The following is a 2,842-nucleotide window of genomic DNA, read 5'->3' on the forward strand; positions in this document are numbered from 1 at the left end:
GGGAAAGACGCGACGACATCCACGAAGCCCTCCTCGGCCTCGCCACCTGCCTCATCACCCACCGACACGTCCAACGCCTTTGTTAGGACCTCTTAGCGAGCAGAGTGCCGACTTCGTCGACGAGGGCGACGTCGTGGTGACGCTCTGCCCAGTCGATGCCGCAGAACACGGTCAAGCTATCCTCCCAGATCCGTCTGTTTATGCAGGTCACGAGCACATGCGGGTCACGCGGCGCCCTAATCCAAGGACTCGTTGGTCCGCCATCTCAGTAGCCGTTCGCGACACCAGCGCGCTCCAGGGCTCGATGTTCTGCAGAGCTCACGGGCTCGCGGATGAACAAGAGGTTGACCCTGGAGCGGGCTCGCGCCGTGACGATCAACGTCCGACCGGGCCCCGCGAGTTTCGCGGTGACCACGGAGGCGCCGGGCTGCGCCGCTCTTGACAGAGGCCTCAAGGGCCCGGGAAAACGGAGGCATCAGCCCGGCGCCCGCGTCATCACCGCGGACCCCGCAACGGACAGCGATGCCGCTCTTTGAGGAGGCCTTGACGGCCAGGGGGGATCCAGGCATTCGCTGTCCAGCGCGAGCAGCCGCCCCGGGCCGTTGCATGGGCTGGGGCCGTCTGCTTACGCACTGGATTAGGGGAAACGTCGAAAGATCGCGGGAAACTCGTGGCTGGACAAGGGTTGCTTTACACCCGATGGACTGGGTGGAATCCGCGGCGGCACACCTGGTCAAGGGGGTGCATCGAGTGCACCGCATCAGATGCACCGTCACCTTCCGTATGCACACCGCAGGGAGCGGGCGGGAGTGGCGGCCACTGCCATACGCCTCGTGCGGCGCACCGGTGCGGTGGGGATGAGTGCACGGCATCGTCGGCGCGCGAACCGGTGCGCCCGATGCACCGCACCGAGCGCACCGGATGCCGGGATGTCCTGCACTCCCCCACCGCACCGGTGCACCGGAGTGGAGTCCACCCGATGGGCACCACCGTGGTCTCCACTCCCCGAGTGGAGGCCACTCCCCACCCAGCCGCCGATCCGCGCCCGGGTGCGCGGCGCCGTCCACCGGGCCTACTCATCCCCAGCGGCTGCCCTGCACGGAGCGCCACGGGTTCGGCCGGCCGCCGGGGAACTGCCGGGAGCGGCGCCGGACGGGCGACGGGTACAGCGCCGCGCGCAGCCGGGCCGCGTCGGCGAGCTGCTCCAGGCGCTCGCGCTGCTCCGGCGAAAGCTGCGGCGGGGTCGGGGCAACCATGGGGGCCTCCGTGCTTGAGGGAGTGGTCCCCGTCACCCTCCCCCGCTCCCGGGTGGCTTCGGGGGTGGGCGGCCGGTCGCGTCCCGGCGCCTGGCACGGTGACTTCGTCGTCCGTCCCGCCGTGCGGGCCGCACGGCGCTTTAGGGCCGGAGGCCCTGGCCTTGGCCGGGGTCGGGCTGCTGGCGCTGCTGCTCGTGCTCCTGGCGGTGCTGGTCGACCGGACTGGCCGGGTCGGCGGCCGGGGCCTTTCGGTCCTCCATGGCGCGGCGGCGGGTGTCGGCGGCGCGAGTGAAGGCGGCGAGCCGGTCCAGGTTCTTTGGTGTGCGCAGCCACGTCGCCGGGTCGCTCGTGCGGCCCTCCAGGTACTCCTCGGGCATCGCGGCCTGCTGGTGGGCCTGGACGGCGGCGGCCCGCTGCGCCGGGGTCAGGGCGGTGTCCCGGCCCGGGTGGTCGACGGCGTGGGGAGCGGATGCCGTCTCGCCCTTGAGGTCGCGGTGATCGGCGGGTGTGTAGGAGGCCGAGGTCGTCGCCTCGTTGGCGGTGGCGGTGTCGGCTCGAATGCGGGCATAGCGGATCGCGTTCTGCACGGCAAGGCTGGCGACCCGGACTCGCTCGTAGCGGCTGGACTCCCATGGCGGGGTGCCTTCGGCGGGGGCGATCCACCACCGGTGCGGCACCGGGAAGTCGGCGGTGTAGGTCATCCGGTCCGCCGTCGGCGCTTCCCGGCCAGGCTTCGTGGCCGTGTGACGGCGGGAGTACCGGAGCAGGGCCCGGTGGGCGATGTAGTCGTCCAGGCCGCGGGTGAACTCGCGGCCGCGCAGCGTCTCCAACAGGTGCTGGCGCGCTTCGGCCAGGATGTGGCGCCAGGAGAACTTCTCACGCACGGTGAAGACGACCGCAGCGACGTCGACGGCGGCAAGCGCCACGTCCACGGTGGGATCCACCCGCGCCCGGATCGCCGCCCCCGCAGCCCGGCACCTGTCCAGGAGGCCGTCGATGAACTGCTGGCCGAAGCGGAGGATCGCGGAGGCGCGCCACCACGCGAGCAGCTGCGCGAGCGGCTTCGGCTTCTTCCTCACGGGCCGGGTCTCCTGCGCCGCCCACCAGCCCAGTCCGTGACGGCCGCGCTCTGAGGGCAGGTGCCCGTGGTCCTTCACGTACTGGTCGGTGAGCACCTCCAGGGCGTCCTCGATGCGCTGGCGGCGGGACGCCGACCAGTTGATGAGGTCCTCGGGCACTCCGGCGATTTCCATGACCGGACGCAGGCCCGGTGCGACCTCGCGCGGCACGGTCGCCAGCCCCAGGGTCTCGCACACCTCGGTCGTCATCGCCAAGGTGTAGAGCGTCCCGGTGGCCACCACGTTCTGGTAGAGGCGGTAGGTGTCCACAGCGCCCCAGACCGGTTCACCGTCGGCGCCCAAGCGCTGGACGCGGTTGAGGATCAGGCAGTGCTCGAGCAGGAGCGGCAGCCCGTCGCGGTTGTCGATGTGCCTAACTGATCATTTCAGAATGAGGTTCGGAGTCGTCTCAAGCAGATGATGCTGCAGGCGAGTTGGAGCAGTCCGAGGTGGAGGTCGGCTCGTATC

The 2,842-nt window shown here is 70.7% G+C and carries 2 protein-coding genes; both read right to left on the reverse strand.

What is annotated here, in order from left to right; all coding sequences use genetic code 11:
* Window positions 1–1,076: 1,076 nt before the first annotated feature.
* A complete protein-coding gene (locus ACZ6KF_RS33975) occupies window positions 1,077–1,256 on the reverse strand; it encodes a hypothetical protein (RefSeq protein WP_469160976.1) in 180 nt (59 codons plus the stop codon).
* A 140-nt stretch (window positions 1,257–1,396) separates the two neighbouring features.
* Window positions 1,397–2,743, reverse strand: a complete 1,347-nt coding sequence (locus tag ACZ6KF_RS33980; RefSeq protein WP_469160977.1) for a relaxase domain-containing protein — start codon at window positions 2,741–2,743, stop codon at window positions 1,397–1,399.
* Between the last annotated feature and the right edge of the window lie 99 nt (window positions 2,744–2,842).

The organism is Streptomyces sp. NPDC046379 (assembly GCF_055587785.1).